17 protein-coding genes are annotated in these 15,027 nt (G+C 72.8%); 11 read left to right on the forward strand and 6 right to left on the reverse strand.

Going from position 1 to position 15,027, the window contains the following annotated elements; all coding sequences use genetic code 11:
• Positions 1-10: 10 nt before the first annotated feature.
• On the reverse strand, positions 11-64 hold the full coding sequence (gene pqqA / locus QMO56_RS26950; RefSeq protein ID WP_367614491.1) for a pyrroloquinoline quinone precursor peptide PqqA: 54 nt from the start codon (positions 62-64) through the stop codon (positions 11-13).
• Here pqqA and QMO56_RS00830 point away from each other — a divergent pair.
• From QMO56_RS00830 to dgt, 4 genes are all read left to right on the forward strand, one after another.
• A complete protein-coding gene (locus QMO56_RS00830) occupies positions 42-188 on the forward strand; it encodes a hypothetical protein (RefSeq protein ID WP_283523123.1) in 147 nt (48 codons plus the stop codon). The two genes, pqqA and QMO56_RS00830, sit on opposite strands and share 23 nt — an antisense overlap.
• 127 nt (positions 189-315) lie before the next feature.
• Entirely contained in the window at positions 316-1,011 is a 696-nt protein-coding gene (locus tag QMO56_RS00835; RefSeq protein ID WP_283523124.1) for a metallophosphoesterase, read from the forward strand.
• 62 nt (positions 1,012-1,073) lie between these two features.
• Positions 1,074-2,633: a D-glycero-beta-D-manno-heptose-7-phosphate kinase gene (rfaE1, locus tag QMO56_RS00840; RefSeq protein WP_283523125.1), complete on the forward strand. Its 1,560-nt coding sequence runs from the start codon at positions 1,074-1,076 to the stop codon at positions 2,631-2,633.
• Between the two features lie 5 nt (positions 2,634-2,638).
• On the forward strand, positions 2,639-3,955 hold the full coding sequence (gene dgt / locus QMO56_RS00845) for a dGTP triphosphohydrolase (RefSeq protein WP_283523126.1): 1,317 nt from the start codon (positions 2,639-2,641) through the stop codon (positions 3,953-3,955).
• A gap of 79 nt (positions 3,956-4,034) precedes the next feature.
• Here the strand turns inward: dgt and QMO56_RS00850 are convergent, their stop codons facing one another.
• Together QMO56_RS00850 and QMO56_RS00855 are read right to left on the reverse strand one after the other, a co-directional pair.
• The gene (locus QMO56_RS00850) at positions 4,035-4,382 is read right to left on the reverse strand and encodes a hypothetical protein (protein ID WP_283523127.1); all 348 of its coding nucleotides are present in this window, start codon (positions 4,380-4,382) and stop codon (positions 4,035-4,037) included.
• Between the two features lie 56 nt (positions 4,383-4,438).
• Complete coding sequence (locus QMO56_RS00855) at positions 4,439-5,263, reverse strand: hypothetical protein (RefSeq protein ID WP_283523128.1); 825 nt, start codon at positions 5,261-5,263, stop codon at positions 4,439-4,441.
• A gap of 237 nt (positions 5,264-5,500) precedes the next feature.
• On the opposite strand from QMO56_RS00855, the gene QMO56_RS00860 reads away from it, so the two are divergent.
• The 7 genes from QMO56_RS00860 (at position 5,501) to QMO56_RS00890 (ending at position 12,982) form a co-directional block, all read left to right on the forward strand.
• Positions 5,501-6,703, forward strand: coding sequence for an aspartate aminotransferase family protein (locus tag QMO56_RS00860; RefSeq protein WP_283523436.1), 1,203 nt, complete (start codon positions 5,501-5,503; stop codon positions 6,701-6,703).
• Positions 6,700-7,650, forward strand: a complete 951-nt coding sequence (gene argF / locus QMO56_RS00865; RefSeq protein ID WP_283523129.1) for an ornithine carbamoyltransferase — start codon at positions 6,700-6,702, stop codon at positions 7,648-7,650. The genes QMO56_RS00860 and argF overlap by 4 nt, the downstream gene beginning before the upstream one ends.
• 104 nt (positions 7,651-7,754) lie before the next feature.
• Positions 7,755-9,458, forward strand: coding sequence for a methyl-accepting chemotaxis protein (locus QMO56_RS00870; protein ID WP_283523130.1), 1,704 nt, complete (start codon positions 7,755-7,757; stop codon positions 9,456-9,458).
• A 94-nt stretch (positions 9,459-9,552) separates the two neighbouring features.
• The gene (gene ubiM / locus QMO56_RS00875; RefSeq protein WP_283523131.1) at positions 9,553-10,731 is read left to right on the forward strand and encodes a 5-demethoxyubiquinol-8 5-hydroxylase UbiM; all 1,179 of its coding nucleotides are present in this window, start codon (positions 9,553-9,555) and stop codon (positions 10,729-10,731) included.
• A gap of 150 nt (positions 10,732-10,881) precedes the next feature.
• The gene (locus QMO56_RS00880) at positions 10,882-11,838 is read left to right on the forward strand and encodes an Hsp33 family molecular chaperone HslO (RefSeq protein ID WP_283523132.1); all 957 of its coding nucleotides are present in this window, start codon (positions 10,882-10,884) and stop codon (positions 11,836-11,838) included.
• Positions 11,839-11,956: 118 nt separating this feature from the next.
• Complete coding sequence (locus tag QMO56_RS00885) at positions 11,957-12,589, forward strand: hypothetical protein (RefSeq protein ID WP_283523133.1); 633 nt, start codon at positions 11,957-11,959, stop codon at positions 12,587-12,589.
• Positions 12,590-12,592: 3 nt separating this feature from the next.
• Positions 12,593-12,982 carry a RidA family protein gene (locus QMO56_RS00890; RefSeq protein WP_283523134.1) on the forward strand — a complete coding sequence of 130 codons (390 nt, stop codon included), beginning with the start codon at positions 12,593-12,595 and terminating at the stop codon, positions 12,980-12,982.
• 192 nt (positions 12,983-13,174) lie between these two features.
• Here QMO56_RS00890 and folE read toward each other — a convergent pair whose 3' ends face one another.
• From folE to QMO56_RS00905, 3 genes are all read right to left on the reverse strand, one after another.
• Positions 13,175-13,816, reverse strand: a complete 642-nt coding sequence (gene folE / locus QMO56_RS00895; RefSeq protein ID WP_283523135.1) for a GTP cyclohydrolase I FolE — start codon at positions 13,814-13,816, stop codon at positions 13,175-13,177.
• A 103-nt stretch (positions 13,817-13,919) separates the two neighbouring features.
• Positions 13,920-14,330 carry a Co2+/Mg2+ efflux protein ApaG gene (gene apaG / locus QMO56_RS00900; RefSeq protein ID WP_283523136.1) on the reverse strand — a complete coding sequence of 137 codons (411 nt, stop codon included), beginning with the start codon at positions 14,328-14,330 and terminating at the stop codon, positions 13,920-13,922.
• Between the two features lie 5 nt (positions 14,331-14,335).
• Positions 14,336-14,950 (reverse strand): LysE family translocator, encoded by a 615-nt coding sequence (locus QMO56_RS00905; RefSeq protein ID WP_283523137.1) that lies wholly within the window; start codon positions 14,948-14,950, stop codon positions 14,336-14,338.
• Positions 14,951-15,027: the final 77 nt, after the last annotated feature.

Consider the following 15,027-nt stretch of genomic DNA (forward strand, 5'->3'; position numbering starts at 1 on the left):
CCCGCCACGATCACTCGGCGCTGGCGTAGGAGTTGATTTCCATGCCCGTGCAGATCTCGACCATTCGCGGCTTGTTCCAACGCTTCATGCGGCATCTCCTGCGCAGTTTCGGGCTTGGTCGGCCCAACGAGGAAACGCCCGCGCGGCGCAGGCGGTTGCCGGGCGGCGCATCCATCACGGGGGGGTGACGCGCCCTGATCCGGCCCAGTCCGCGCATCGCCCCGCGCATCGCATGGCTTGGCGCCACGTTGTAGAATGGTTGCCAGGCTGTCGCGCGGCTGTCGCATGGCAGGCCCGGCCGGAGGTTCCGTCGGCATGCAGATACCGGCACCAGGTCAGTTGCCGAGCGGGCTCAGGGTCTATGCGATCGGTGACGTGCATGGCTGCGCGCCGCGACTCGGCGCCCTGCACGCGGCCATCGCGGCCGACTGGGCGGCGCGGCCGGCTGCGCGCTGTGCCGTCGTGCATCTCGGCGACTACGTGGACCGTGGCCCGGGCAGTGCCGCCGTCCTGGAGCGGCTCTGCGGCCCCGGCCCGATGCCGGGTGCGGAGATGGTGCTCCTGCGCGGCAACCACGAGGCCATGATGATGGGCAGCCTGGCCGCCGGCCCCGGCACCGCGGCGGAGGACCTCTGGCTGTGGAACGGCGGCGACGCCACCCTGGCCAGCTACGGCGCGAAGGACGCCGGCTTCACCCCGCCCGCCGCGCATCGGGCCCTGCTGGAGCGGACCGCGCTCACCTGGCAGGCCGGCAGCTACTTCTTCGTGCATGCGGGCATCGACCCGCGCCGTCCGCTGGAGGCCCAGCGCAGCCAGGACCTGCTCTGGATCCGGGAGCCCTTCCTCTCCTGGCCGCGCCCGCTGCCGATGATCGTGGTGCATGGCCACACCCCTTGCCGTGTGCCTGAGCTGCGCAGCAACCGCATCGGCATCGACACCGGCGCGGTCGCCGGCGGGCCGCTCACCTGCCTCGTGCTGGAGGGGAAGCAGCTGCGCTTCCTGCACGCCTGAGCGGCGCCCGGCGAGCAGGGCGCCTTGCGCGTCCTGGCAAGGCTGCGCTAGGCACCTTGCCGATGCAAGGCCCCGTGCCCCCCTCGGCGGCTCCCGCCAGCCCCTCCGACGCTTCTCCCGCCAGCGGCCCGCCGGCCGGGGGCGCCACCTCGCATGCCGCCACGCCGCCGGCCATCAACCCCGACCTGATCGAGGGCGTCCGGCAGCTCAAGCGCGGCACGGTCCTGGTGGTCGGCGACGCCATGCTCGACCGCTACGTCTATGGCCATGTCAACCGGATCAGCCCCGAGGCGCCGGTGCCGGTGCTGGCGGTGGAGCGCGAGCTGGCCATGCCGGGCGGCGCCGGCAATGTGGTGCGCAACCTCACGGCGCTCGGCACGGCGGTCGCCTTCCTCTCGGTGGTGGGGGACGACCAGGCCGGGAGCGACCTGACCGGCCTGATCGGCGGCCAGCCCGGCGTGGAGCCCTGGCTGCTGGTGCAGGGTGGCCGCGCCACCACCACCAAGACGCGCTTCATCGCCAGCGGCCAGCAGATGCTGCGGGCGGACCACGAGATCATCCGCCCCATCCACCAGCGGCTGGCCGACCGGCTGGTGCGCATCGCCACCGACACGGTGGCGGCCACCAGCGTCATGGTGCTCTCCGACTACCGGAAGGGCGTGCTGGCCGGCGACACGCCGGAGCGGCTGATCGCCGCCGCCAAGGCGGCCGGCCGCCGGGTCCTGGTGGACCCGAAGGGGCGCGATTTCTCCCGCTATGCCGGCGCCGACGTCATCACGCCGAACCGCGCCGAGCTGGCGCTCGCCAGCGGCATGCCGGTGGAGACCGAGGCGGACATCGCCGCCGCCGCCCGCGCCCTGCAGCAGCGGCACGGCTTCGGCGCCGTGCTGGTCACCCGCAGCGAGGACGGCATGACCCTCCTCGAGGGCGACGATCTGCACCACTTCCCGGCCGAGGCGCCGGAGGTGCATGACGTCTCCGGCGCCGGGGACACGGTGGTCGCGGTGCTGGCGGCCGGCTATGCCGCCGGGCTGCCGCTGCCGCTCGCCGCGCGGCTCTCCAACATCGCCGCCGGCATCGTGGTCGGCAAGGTCGGTACGGCGGTCGCCCGCGAGGCGGACCTGCTGGAGGCCCTGACCCCCGAGCGCGGCGCCCTGCGCAAGGTGGTGCGCCGCGCCGCCGCGGCCGAGCAGGTGGAGCGCTGGCGCCAGCGCGGCTACCGCGTCGGCTTCACCAATGGCTGCTTCGACCTGCTGCACCCCGGCCATGTGCACCTGCTGGAGCAGGCGCGCACCTGGTGCGACCGGCTGGTGGTGGGGGTGAACGCCGATTCCTCGGTCGCCCGGCTGAAGGGCCCGACGCGGCCGATCCAGCCCGAGGCGGCGCGCGCCGCCGTGCTGGCCTCCCTCGCCACCGTGGACCTGGTGACGATCTTCGAGGAGGACACCCCGGTCGAGCTGATCCGCCTGCTCCGTCCCGACGTGCTGGTGAAGGGCGCCGATTACACGGTGGACCAGGTGGTGGGCGCCGACCTGCTGCAGGAATGGGGCGGCGTGGTGAAGCTGGCCGAGCTGCTGCCCGGCAATTCCACCACCGCCACCGTGGCGCGGCTGCGGGGCTGAGCCGGATGATGCGCTGGGAGACGCTGTTCGAGACGCGGCGTTTCCTCGACGAGCGGCCGAAGCAGGCGCTCAACCGCAACGCCTACCAGATCGACCAGGATCGCATCGTCTTCAGCCGCCCCTTCCGCCGGCTGCAGCAGAAGACGCAGGTCCATCCCCTCCCCTTCAACGCGCATATCCGCAACCGCCTGCTGCACACGCTGGAGGTGGCCTCGGTCGGCCGCTCGCTGGGCTACAGCGTCGGCACGCTGCTGGCCGAGGAACTGCGCGCGGCGGAGCACACGCCGGACGACCTCGGCTACCTCGTGCAGGCGGTCTGCCTGGCGCATGACATCGGCAACCCGCCCTTCGGCCATGCCGGCGAGGAGGTGATCGCCACCTTCATGGGGCATTGGCTGGACACGGTGGGGCGCGCCAGCGGGCTCGACCTCGATGACGACCTGCGCCACTTCGACGGCAATGCCCAGGGCTTCCGCATCCTGACGCGGGCCGACGGCTACCGCGAGCGGGGCGGCCTCAAGCTGACCTATGCCAGCCTCGGCGCCTTCGTGAAGTATCCCTGGGGCGGCGCCGACCCGCGCGCCGTCCGCGACGGGCGGCCAGGCGTCAAGTTCAACCACTTCGCCACCGAATCCGCGGCCTTCGCCCAGGTGAAAGCGGCCTGTGGCCTTGCAGGCGAGCACCCGCGCCACCCGGCCGTCTGGCTGATGGAGGCGGCGGACGACATCACCTACGGCCTGGCCGACCTGGAGGACGCCGTCGAGCTGGAGATGGTGCCCTACGCGACCTACGAGGCGCTGGTGGCGCCCCTGGCCGGCGCCACCGCCGAGCGGCTGGCGCGCGAGGATACCGAGGTGCAGAAGGTGGCGCTGCTGCGCTCCCGCGCCATCGGGCGGCTGATCGAGGGGGTCGCCAAGGCCTTTTGCGACCATCATGCGGCGATCATGGCCGGCGCGCTGCCGGCCGGCCAGTCGCTGATCCGGCTCTGCGACCCGGCGCTGCGCACCGCCTTCGCCGCCGTGCAGCGCAAGAACCACGACGCGCTCTATTTCCACAGCCGCAAGATCGAGTTCGAGATCGGCGCGCGGGACGTGCTGGAGAAGACCCTCACGGTCTTCCTCGAAGCCTGCCTCGCCTACGCCCGCAGCGGTGGCGCGGCCGGGGCGGAACTGCGGCCGCGCCAGGCCCTCTCCCTCATGCAGGACTACCACCCGAAGCAGGGCTACACGGCCAGCGAGACGATCCGCTGCGCGGTCGATTTCGTCGCCGGCATGACCGACAACTACGCCGCCTACCTCGCCGCCCGGCTGCGCGGGCTCTGACGCGGCGGGAGAAAAGCCCAGGGGAAGGAATTCCCCCGGACCCCCCTTCTTTTTTCTGCCCGTTTTCCGCTGGCCCGGCTCAGTTGGCGCTGCTCGGCCGCTGCTTCAGGCTCGGATCCGTGGTCGGCGGCTGCACCTCGCGCAGGCCGAGCGTCGGCGCCTCGGTGGTGGTGCCCGAGGGTGTGGCCGGCTGGCTGCCAGGGCGGGCCGGCTGGGTGGCGGCATTGCCGGCGGTGCCGGTGCGCGGTGCGTCCATGCGGCCGGCATTGTTGGCCACGCCGCCCTGCGCCTCGGGCCCGCGCAGGGCCTCGCCGTCGCTCAGGCCGGGCGTCGTGCCCAGCGGGTTCTGCGCCAGCGCGGCGCCACTGCCGGCAAGAAGGGCAACGGCGGCCAGCGGCAGCAGGTGGATACGGGTCCAACGGTTCATGGCTTTCTTCCTCCTGAGGCTTCCGGGCAGTGCGGCTGCGGACCGGCCCGCCCTGCTCACCTGGCGCTGCTCGGGCGCTCCTGCAGGCTGGGGCTGGTAGTCGGCGGCGCCACCTGCCGGGTGCCGAGGGAAGGCGCCTCGGTGACGTTCCCCGTGGGCGAGCCCGGGGAAATCTGCCGCCCCTGGCCTTCCGGCACGCTGGCGCCATTGCCGGCCGTGCCCGTCCGCGGGCCCGGAATGCGGCCGCTGTTGTTGCCGGTCCCGCCCTGCGCCTCGGGGCCCTTCAGCGTCGCGCCGCGGTCGGTCACGCCCGGCTCGGTGCCGAGCGCGTTCTGCGCCAGCAGCAGCCGGCCGCTGTCGGAGCGCTGGTCCGGCCGGCGCGGCTCCGGCCTGGCCTCGGGCGCGGTGCCTTCCGTGGCGCGGTCCGTGGCGCGGCCGGCAGCCGTGCCGGGCGGGTTTCCGGGCGTGCCGTCGCTCTGGCCGGGATAGGCGCCGGACTGGTTGGTACCGGCCGCGCGGTCCAGGGAACGGGTCGCCTCGGTGCCCGGCGGGTCCCCGGCCTTGCCCTCACCCTTCTCGTTGCCGGGATAGGCGCCCGAGACATTCGTGCCCGCCGCGCGGTCCAGCGCCCGCGTGGCCGCGGTGCCGGGCGGGTTGCCGGGCGTGCCATCGCCCTGGCTCGGATAGGCGCCGGAGACGTTGCTGCCGGCGGCGCGGTCCAGCGCACGGGTCGCCTCATTGTTCTGCAGCGTCTGCTGGCTTTGCGATCCATCATGCTGCGGCCGGGTGGTCGGCTGCCCCTGGGCGAGGGCGCCGGTGGCGCAGGTCAGGAGCCCGGCAGCCGCCAGCGGCAGCAGGCGAGCGGTCGATGAGCGGGACATGGCTTTCTCCTCCGGATGCTCCAGGGCGCGCCCTGCGCGCCGCTTGCCGGAAGGAACCGCCCTGCATCGCCGCGGTTGCGGTGCAGGAAAGGCCGCCATCGCGCGGGGGCGGCGGATTTGCCCGCGGATTTGCCCGCCTGCGCCTTTGACCGCGCGGCTCCTTTGCGGCACTGTCGTCCCTTCCGCCGAAGGCCGCGCGAAGGGCGCGGCCCGCGGAACCCACGGAGAATGATCAGCGTGATCCCCGCCCTGATGCCGACCTACAACCGCGCCGACCTCGCTTTCGAGCGGGGCGAGGGCGCCTGGCTGTGGACGGTGGACGGACGACGATTCCTGGACTTCGGCAGCGGCATCGCCACCACCTCCATCGGCCACGCCCATCCGCACCTGGTGAAGACCATCGCGGAGCAGGCGGCGAAGGTGATGCACACCTCCAACCTGTACCGCGTGCCGCAGGCCGAGCGCCTCGCCGCCCGGCTGGTCGAGAACTCCTTCGCCGACAGCGTCTTCTTCTGCAACTCGGGCGCCGAGGCGAACGAGGGCATGATCAAGGCCGTCCGCAAGTACCATGCCGAGACCGGCCACCCCGAGAAGTTCCGCCTCATCTGCTTCGAGGGCGCCTTCCACGGCCGCACCCTGGCGACGCTCGCCGCCACCGGCAACGAGAAGTATCTCGCCGGCTTCGGCCCGGTGGTCGAGGGCTTCGACCACGTGCCCTTCGGCAACATGAACGCGGTGCGCGACGCCATCGGCCCGAACACCGCCGCCATCATGATCGAGCCGATCCAGGGCGAGGGCGGCGTCCGCCCGGCGGACCTGCGCTTCCTCAAGGAGCTGCGCGCCGTCTGCGACGAGTACGGGCTGCTGCTGGCGCTCGACGAGGTGCAGACCGGCATGGGCCGCACCGGCAAGCTCTGGGCGCACCAGTGGGCCGGCATCGAGCCGGACGTGATGTCCTCCGCCAAGGGCATCGGCGGCGGCTTTCCGCTGGGCGCCATCCTGGCCAAGGAGAAGGTGGCCCAGTACCTGAAGCCGGGCACCCATGGCACCACCTATGGCGGCAACCCGCTGGCCTGCGCCGCCGGCAATGCCGTGCTGGACGTGATCCTGGCGCCGGGCTTCCTGGAGCAGGTGGACCGCGTGGCGCGCCACCTCTGGAAGGGCATGCAGGAGCTCGCCGCCCGCCACCCCACGGTGGCGACCGGCGTGCGCGGCGCCGGGCTGCTGCTCGGCCTGCAACTGACGCCGGAAGTCTCGAACGCCGAGATGCAGGCCGCCGCCGTGGCGGAGGGGCTGCTGACGGTCGCCGCCGGGCAGAACGTGCTGCGCCTGGCGCCGCCGCTGATCGTCACCGAGGCCGAGGTGGACCAGGCGCTGGCCATGCTCGACCGCGCGGCGCTGCGCATGACCCCGGCGAATGCCAAGGTGGCGGCGAAGTGAGCGCCGCCCTCAGGCCGGCGGGCGGGGCGGCCAATGCCCCCCGCCACTTCCTCGAACTCTCGGACTTCGACGCGCCGACCCTGCGGCGCATGCTCGACCTCGCCGCCCAGGCCAAGGGCGGCAAGGTCGAGGGCCAGCCGCTGGCCGGCAAGTCGATCGCGCTGATCTTCGAGAAGCCCTCGACGCGCACCCGTGTCTCCTTCGAGGTCGGCATCCGCCAGCTCGGCGGCCATGCGGTGGTGCTCTCGGCCAAGGACATGCAGCTCGGCCGCGGCGAGTCCGCCGCCGACACGGCGCGCGTGCTGTCGCGCTACGTGGACGCCATCATGCTGCGCACCGACAGCGTCGCGAAGCTGCGCGAGCTGGCGCAGCACGCCACCGTGCCGGTGATCAACGGCCTGACCGACGTCTCCCACCCCTGCCAGCTGATGGCCGACATCCTCACCTTCGAGGAGCATCGCGGCCCGATCGCCGGCAAGGTCGTGGCCTGGACGGGCGACGGCAACAACGTGGCGCAGAGCTTCATCCAGGCCGCCGCGCGCTTCGGCTTCACGCTGCGCCTCGCCACCCCGCCGGAGCTGGCCCCGCCCGCCCAGCTGGTGGACTGGGCGCGGCGCGAGGGGGCGAAGATCGAGCTGACCTCCGACCCTGTGGCGGCCGTGAAGGACGCGGCCTGCGTCGTCACCGACACCTGGGTCAGCATGTCGGACGAGAAGGATGGCGGACCGAGCGCCCGGCACAACCTGCTTGCCCCCTACCAGCTCAACGCGGCGCTGCTGAAGCACGCGGCGCCGGACGCGGTGGTGATGCACTGCCTGCCCGCGCATCGCGGCGAGGAGATCACCGAGGAGGTGATCGAGGGGCCGCAGAGCGTGGTCTTCGACGAGGCCGAGAACCGCCTGCACGCCCAGAAGGGCGTGCTGCTCTGGGCGCTCGCGGGGCTCTGAGCGCGGGCCGGGGGGCTTTCGCCGCCCCGGCCTTAACCCCGCATTCAGCGACGCTGCCGCACCCTCCCCTCCCGCAATTGTGATTCGGGAGTAAGGGGGTTTCCTTGTCCGCTGCCCTGAATATCCTCCACGCGCTCCCCCGTCGCCTCGGCATCGTCCCGGCCCTGGTGCTGCTGACCCTGGCCGCCGTCCTGGTGACGGGCGGCGCCGTCTCGCAGGTGCTGCTGGCGGAAAGCCGCCGGCACGTGATGCAGCAGTCGCAGACGGACCTCGACATCAGCCTCGGCATGCTGAAGGCCCTGCTGGCGCAGCGGGGCCAGGCCTGGCGCCTGGAAGGCGATCAGCTCCTGCTGGGCGATACCCCGCTGAACGGGCGCTTCGACGAGGTGGATACGGTGAAGTCCGTGGCCGGCGGCGTCGCCACCATCTTCGCCGGGGATCTCCGCATCGCCACCAACGTGGCGAAGCCCGACGGCACGCGGGCCGTCGGCACCCGCCTCGCCCCCGGCCCGGCCTTCGAGGCCGTCTTCCGGCAGGGCGTGGCCTATCGCGGCGCGAACACCATCCTCGGCCGCGAGCACCTGACCATCTATGAGCCGATCCGTGATGCGGGCGGCAAGGTGATCGGCCTGCTCTTCGTCGGCCTGCCGCTCACCGCCGTCAATGCCGTGCTGCAGGAGATGCAGACCCGCGCCCTGCTGGTCGCCGGCGCCGCCACCCTTGCGGTCGGCCTGCTGGCCTGGCTGCTGGTCGGCCTTTCCATGCGGCCGCTGCGCCGGCTCGCCGAGGTGGTCCGCGCGCTCGCCGGCGGCCGGTTCGACGTGCACATCCCCTGCACCGACCGCCGCGACCCGCTTGGCGAGATCGGCCGTGCCGTGGAGAGCCTGGCCGAGAGTGCCCGTCAGGCGCAGGCGCTGCAGGCCGAGGCCGAGCGCGGCCGCGAGCGGGCCGGTGCCGAGCGCCGCCAGATGCAGCTTGGCCTGGCCGAGGCGGTGGAGCAGGCCGTGGGCAGCACCGCCCGGGGCCTGGCGGAGGAGGTGGAGCGGCTTAACGCCGCCGCCGCGAGCGCCGGCAAGGGCATGGGCGCGGCCGAGCGCGAGGCGGGCCAGGCGCAGGAGCGCAGCCTCAGCGCCACCGGCAACGTGGAGGCGGTGGCCGCCGCCGCCGAGGAACTGGCCGCCAGCATCAACGAGATCAACCGCCGGGTCGCCGAGGGCGCCGTTGCCGCGCGCGACGCGGTGGCCGCCGCGCAGGCTTCCGACGGCTCGGTGGCCGGGCTCTCCGAGGCGGCCGACCGCATCGGCGACGTGGTGAAGCTGATCGCCGACATCGCCGGGCAGACCAACCTGCTGGCGCTGAACGCCACCATCGAGGCGGCGCGGGCCGGGGAGGCCGGGAAGGGCTTCGCCGTGGTGGCCTCCGAGGTGAAGACGCTGGCCTCGCAGACCGCCAGGGCGACGGAGGAGATCAGCACCCAGATCGGCGCCATGCGCAACGCCACCCAGGAGGCTGTGCGGACGGTCCAGGGCATCGCCGCCACCGTGGCGCGGATGGACGGCGTGACGACCGCCATCGCCGCCGCCGTGGAGCAGCAGAGCGCGGCGACGCGGGAGATCGCCCGCAACGCCGCCGCGGCCGCCGCCGGCACGCGGGGCGTGGCGGAGGAGAGCAAGGCGCTCGGCGGCCATGTGGACCAGGCCTCCTCGGCGTTGGAAAGCCTGCGCGCCGGCACTGGCGCGGTGGCGCGGCAGGGCCAGGCGCTGCAGCAGGCGCTTTCCGAGGTGGTGGCCCGGCTGCGCGCCGTCTGAGGGCAGGGCGGCGGCGGATTCCTGCTGCCGCCGCTTTGCCAAAGCCCCGATCGGCCCTACCTACCTGTCAGGATGCAGGAGGCAGGCAGCCAGCATGCAGTGTGACGTCGCGATCGTGGGAGGCGGCCCGGCGGGGCTCGCCCTCGCCACTTCCCTCTCCGGCACCGGCCTGAAAATCGTTGTGGTGGAGCGCCAGCCGGAAGCCCTGCTGGCTGAAGCCCCCTTCGACGGGCGCGAGATCGCCCTCACCCACGCCTCCCAGGCCATCCTGCGGGAGCTCGGCGCCTGGGAGCACCTGCCGCCCGAGGCCATCGCCCCGCTGCGCGAGGCCCGTGTGCTGAACGGCGGCTCCGCCTATGCCCTGCGCTTCGACACGCGCGGGCGGCCGGAGGCGGAGCTGGGCCGGCTGGTCTCCAACCACTGCATCCGCCGCGCGCTCTACCGCGTCGCCGCCGCCTGCCCGGATGTCCGGCTGCTGGCCGGCACCGGCGTGGATGAGGCGCGGACCGACGTGGACGGCGCCCGCCTGCGCCTCGCCGACGGCGAGACGCTGGAGGCGAAGCTGCTCGTCGCCGCCGACAGCCGCTTCTCCGGCCTGCGCAAGGCGCTCGGTATCGGCGCCGAGACGCGGGACTTCGGCAAGCGCATGATGGTCTGCCGCCTGCGCCACGCCGCGCCCCATCACGGCGTCGCCACCGAGTGGTTCGACTACGGCCAGACCATCGCCATGCTGCCGCTGAACGGCGACATGTCCTCCGCCGTCATCACTCTGGAACCGGAGGCGATGGCGGCGCTGGAGGCCATGCCGGAGGCCGAGGTCGGGCCGGAGATCGCCCGCCGCTACCGCCAGCGCCTCGGCGCCATGGAGCTGGTCAGCACCCGTCACACCTATCCGCTGGTCTCCGTCTATGCCGAGCGCTTCGCCACCACCCGCGCGGTGCTGCTGGGCGATGCGGCGGTGGGGATGCACCCCGTCACCGCCCACGGCTTCAACTTCGGCCTGCGCGGACAGGCGGTGCTGGCGCGCGAGATCCGCGCGGCGCTGGGCCGCGGGGCGGAATTCGCCGCCCCCGCCGTGCTCCGGCGCTATGCCCATGCGCACCGGCAGGCGACCCGCGCGCTCTACCTCGCCACCAACGCCACGGCGCTGATCTATGCCGAGGCGACGCTCCCGGCGCGGCTGCTGCGCAACGCCGCGCTGCGGCTGGGGAACCACCTCCGGCCGGTGCAGCAGCGCATCGTCGGGCATCTCATGGAGACCCAGGGCGCCTGATCCGGGGGAGGCGCCGCCTCCCCCGCCCCCCACCGCTGGGGTAACAGTGTTACCCCAGACCCCGCCATTCCCGGGGCACAGGGCTCCAGCGGTCGCAGAGCGGGGTGCGGCGCCCTATCTAGGCGTTTTGCAGCATTTCAGGCCTGTCGCGTGACCGATCCGACCGAACCCTCCGCCACCCCCGACTTCCTCAACCATGACCGCCCGCCCGTGCCGCACCTCACCGTGCCGCGGGGCGTGCAGCCCTTCCACCTCGCCCAGAAGCCGGTGCGCGGGCGGCTGGTGCGGCTCGGCCCCCTGGCCGACGCGCTGCTGACCCGGCACGACAACCCGCCCGCCGTCACCGCCCTGCTCGGGCAGGCGCTGGCGCTCACCGCGGGGCTGGCGACGGCGCTCAAGTTCCAGGGCAGCTTCAGCCTGCAGGCCAAGGGTGAAGGCCCTGTGAGCATGCTGCTGGCCGACTGCACCGACGCCGGCGGCCTGCGCGGCTACATCCGCGCCGATAGCGGGAAGCTGCCGGCGGAGGAGAGGCCCGGCGCCGACACGCTGCTCGGCAAGGGCTATCTGGCCTTCACCTGCGACCAGGGGCCGGAGATGGACCGCTACCAGGGCATCGTTGCCATCGAAGGCAGCACGCTCGCGGAGATGACGGGCCACTACTTCGCCACGTCCGAGCAGCTCGACAGCCGCGTCTGGCTGGCGGCCGGCCAGACCCCCGCCGGCTGGCGCGCCACCGCGCTGATCCTGGAGCGCATCGCCGGCGAGGGCGGCATCGACCCCGAGCTGGACAAGGCCGCGCAGGACGACGCCTGGGAGACCGCCCTCGCCCTCGCCGCCACCCTCACCGAGTCGGAGATGCTGGACGACGGCCTCCCGCCCGAGCGGCTGCTCTATCGCCTCTTTCATGCCGAGGGCCTTGCGCTCGGCAAGCCGCGGCCGCTTTCCTATGGCTGCCGCTGCTCGCGGTCCCGGCTGGCTTCCGTGCTCTCCGGCTTCGGCACCGACGACCTCGACCACATGGCCGAGGACGGCACCATCACCATGACCTGCGAGTTCTGCAACGTCGCCTTCCGCTTCGGGCGTTCCGAGGTGCAGGCGGCGGACTGAGCGGCTTTTGGCCATCCCCCGGCGGAGAGGGCTGGGCCGGTCTTTGTTTTGCGAGCATCTTCGCCCATCTGACGGTTTCCAGTCCGATGGGACCGCTCGAAGGGGAGAACAGCGAGGAATGATGCCGACCACGCGCCGTGGCGCGATCCTGCTGCTGCCGCTGCTGGCGGCGGCCTGCGCCGGCGGCGATGCCCAGCCGCCCCTGCGGCCGCCCCCGGGCTACACCCATCTCACGCCCCTGCGGCTGAACGTGCTGGATGTCGAGGCGTTGGAGCCACCGCCCGGCCCGGCCTTCCGGGTGGACCCCCCGGCCCCGCTCTCCCCGCTCACCCAGGCGCTGCGCATGGGGCGGGACCGGCTGGTGGCGGTCGGCACCAGCGGCCATGCCCGCTTCCTGGTGGATGCCGCCAGCCTGACGCGCGAGGTGGCGCAGCCCGGCGGCATGTTCAGCCAGCGCACGGAGCGGCTGGCGGTCTATATCCGCGTGCGGGTGGAGATCCTGGGCGATGACGGCCGGCGCGTCGGCTTCTCCGAGGCCGAGGTGCGCCGCAACGCCACCGTCGTCGATGAAGGCGCCGCCAGCCAGGCCCGCGCGGCCGACCAGATCGTGCGGCAGGCGATGGACGACCTGAACGTGGAGTTCGAGTTCCAGCTCCGCCGCAACCTGCGCGACTGGATCATGTCCGGCACGCCGACCGCCCCGCTGCCCGGCCCGGTGCAGCAGGAAAACCTGAGCCAGCCGGCGGGCTGAGCCATGGCGCAGGTCACCTTCTCCAACCCGCCCGGCGTGCATCGCCCGGCGGCGCGCTATTCCCAGGCCGGGCTGGTGGAGGGCGCCGGGCGCCGCCTGATCATCAGCGGCCAGATCGGTGTGGCGCCGGACGGCACGGTGCCGGAAGCGCCGGAGGCGCAGGTGCGGCAGGCCCTGGGCAATCTCGTGGCCGTGCTGGCGGCCCATGGGATGCGCCCGGAGAACGTCGTGAAGGTGCTGGTCCTGCTGACCGACCGCGCCCTGCTGCCGGTCTGGCGCACCGAGCGGGACGCCGTCTTCGGCGAGCACGCCCCCTGCAGCTCGCTGATGATCGTGGCCGGACTGGCCGACCCCCGCTTCGTGCTGGAAGTCGAGGCAGAGGCGATCGCCTGACGCGGCAGAGCCGGGGGAGAATGAATTCTCCCCCGGACCCCCCTCTTCTTTTTTTCATCAGTTTTGGCGGGACTGACTGAATGCGCTCACGCCGGGGCTGGAGCAGCCCCGGCGACTGGGGCCGCCACAGGCGGGGCCCGAAACTGGCAGAAAAAAGATGGGGGTCTGGGGGAATTCATTCCCTCAGCCTTTTCACGCCTCAGGAACGGGCGCGCTGCTCCTGGTCATGGCGAGGAACTCCCGCCGCAACCCGGAATCGGTGCGGAACTCACCCAGCATCCGGCTGGTGATCATGCTGACGCCGGGCTGGTGCACGCCGCGGGTGGTCATGCACTGGTGGCTGGCCTCGATCACCACCGCGACGCCGCGCGGCTTCAGCACCTCGTCGATGCTGTTGGCGATCTGTGCCGTCAGCTTCTCCTGGATCTGCAGGCGGCGGGCATAGGCCTCCACCACCCGGGCCAGCTTGGAGATGCCGACCACCCGGCCGGCGGGCAGGTAGGCCACATGCGCCCGGCCGATGATCGGCACCATGTGGTGCTCGCAATGGCTCTCCAGGCGGATGTCGCGCAGCACCACCATCTCGTCATAGCCCTCGGTCTCCTCGAAGGAGCGGGCGAGGATCTGGACAGGGTCCTCCCGGTAGCCGGCGAAGAACTCCTCATAGGCGCGAACGACGCGGGCGGGCGTGTCGAGCAGGCCCTCGCGCTCCGGGTCGTCCCCCGCCCAGAGCAACAGGGTACGGACGGCGGCCTCGGCTTCGGCACGGCTCGGGCGGCCCTCGGAAAGGCTGGACTCGGCCTGCTTCTTCGCCGGCGGGATGGTGATGTTCACTCTGGCCTTCCGCTCCATGGTCCGCGCGTCTGATGCGGCACCACTTGTGCCTGCGCGTGCGGCGTTGCAATGCCCGATTGCGCAGGGCTCGGGCGACGTCCTGTCAATGCACCATGCCGGCCTGGTGCGGGCTATCAAGGCTGAAGGCAGGAATGGCGACGTCAAAGGCTTCGCCGCTGTCGCGCTCAACCATGTGGTAGGTGCCGCGCATGAAGCCGGAGGGCGTCGAGAGCGGCGTGCCGGAGGTGTACTCGAAGCTCTCGCCCGCTTCCAGCACGGGCTGCTCGCCCACCACGCCGGGGCCATGCACGCGCTGCTCGCGGCCCAGCCCGTCGGTGATCTGCCAGCTCCGCTTCAGCAGTTGCACGGTGCGGGCGCTCAGGTTCTCGATGGTGACGCGGTAGGCCCAGACGAAATGCGACTGCTCGGGCTGCGACTGGTCAGCCAGATAGAAGGCCCGGACCGAGACGCGGATGCCATGCGTCGTGGCGGTGAAGACGGGGGAATGGGCCATGGCGCTCACCCCGCGCGCCGCAGCGTGGCCGTGGCCAGCCCGGCGCCGATCAGCACGCCGCCGCCCAGCCGGTTCAGCGCCCGCCGCAGGCCGGGCCGCCGCACCGCGCCGGAGAGGCGCCCGGCGGCCAGCGCATAGAACAGCGCGTTGAGCGCCGCCAGCACGACGAAGCTGGCCACCAGGATGGCCGCCTGCGGCAGGAAGGGCCGGCCGGCATCGAGGAACTGCGGCACGAAGGCGACGAAAAAGGCGATCGACTTCGGGTTCAGCGCGGTGACGAGGAAGGCCTGCCGCCAGGCGTCGCGCGCGGCGACAGGAGCCGCCCCCGCCGCCGCCACCGGCGCCCGCCACAGCCGCAGGCCAAGATAGACCAGATAGGCAGCACCCGCCCATTTCAGCGCGGTGAACAATGCCGCCGAGGCCGAGAGCAGCGCACCGAGGCCGGCCAGCGAGAGGCTCATGGCCACCAGGTCTCCCGCCGCAACGCCGGCCACCAGCGGCAGCGCCGCCCGGCGCCCGCCGCCCAGCGACTGGCCGATGACCAGCAGGACGGTCGGCCCCGGGATCAGCAACATCACCGAGGCCGCGGCGAGGAACGCGATCCAGGTTTCAACCGGCATGGGTCCTCCGCGAAGGGCATGGGGGGACCGGTATTTTGCGCCGCGCGCCCGCCGCCGTCGAGGGCGGGATGGGCAGC

Origin of the sequence: Roseomonas sp. E05, from assembly GCF_030063475.1 — a bacterium.
In the GTDB taxonomy this organism is placed as follows: domain Bacteria; phylum Pseudomonadota; class Alphaproteobacteria; order Acetobacterales; family Acetobacteraceae; genus Pseudoroseomonas.